Below are 946 nucleotides of genomic sequence, written 5' to 3'. Positions count from 1 at the left end.
TCGCCGCGGGAGCAATGCAGGTCAGCTTCAACGGTCTGGATGAGCCGCCCGCGCCCGACACGCCAGATTTCACCAAGGCGCTCAACGTCGACCATGCGCGCGACGGCGAGGTGATGTTGGCCTGGGCGATGAACGGCGCCGACCTGCCCATGCTGAATGGCTACCCACTGCGCTTGGTGGTTCCGGGCACCTACGGCACCTACTGGGTCAAGCACCTGCATGAGATCATTGTGCTGGACAAACCTTCCGACAACTTCTGGATGACCTCCGCCTACCGCATCCCAGACAATGACTGTGCCTGCGTGCCGGCCGGCACGGCGGCGCCAAAGACGCGGCCGATCGGGCGCTACAATGTACGCAGCTTCATCACCGCGCCGGTGGAAGCAGGGCGGGTCTCGGCCGACCGCGATATAACCGTTAAGGGCATCGCCTTCGACGGCGGCTCGGGCATCGCCCGTGTCGAGGTTTCGATCGATGGCGGCAAGAGTTGGACGGACGCTCGGCTCGGCGAGGAGCTCGGCAAATATTCCTTTCGTGGCTTCGAGCTGAGCCTGCGCCTGCCAGCCGGCGTGCATCGCCTGATGTCACGCGCCACCGGGAAGGATGGCGGCACCCAGCCGATGGAAGCGCGGTGGAACCCACCCGGCTATATGCGCAACGTGATCGAGACCGTCTCCGTGACGGCGGCGTGAGGGGAATGCATATGCGCGTCCTCACAGTCGCCGCGGCGCTGGCTGCCGGGCTGGCGGCAGCGGCCGCCGCGAAACCAATCCAGTACGAACTGCCGGAGGAGACGGCGGAACTCGCGCCTGGGCCGGGTCTTGACGTTGCGCAGGCGAATTGCGTCGCCTGCCACTCGGCTGACTACATATCTACCCAGCCCCGCAACCTGCGCGACCCAGGCGCCTTTTGGACGGCCGAAGTGACCAAGATGCGTCATGTCTAT

The 946-nt window shown here is 65.3% G+C and carries 2 protein-coding genes; both read left to right on the top strand.

The annotated features are described in order from the left end of the window. Positions 1-692: molybdopterin-dependent oxidoreductase (locus QWZ14_RS07980; protein WP_290316098.1), on the top strand; the 692-nt coding region annotated here is incomplete at its 5' end. Positions 693-703: 11 nt separating this feature from the next. Then, a partial coding sequence (locus tag QWZ14_RS07975) for a hypothetical protein (RefSeq protein WP_290316097.1) occupies positions 704-946 on the top strand: 243 nt, incomplete at its 3' end.

It is taken from the genome of Paeniroseomonas aquatica (assembly GCF_030409335.1).
GTDB lineage: Bacteria > Pseudomonadota > Alphaproteobacteria > Acetobacterales > Acetobacteraceae > Belnapia > Belnapia aquatica.
The sequence above is the reverse complement of the archived record's forward strand: the minus strand, read 5'-3'. Positions and strand labels throughout refer to the sequence as shown.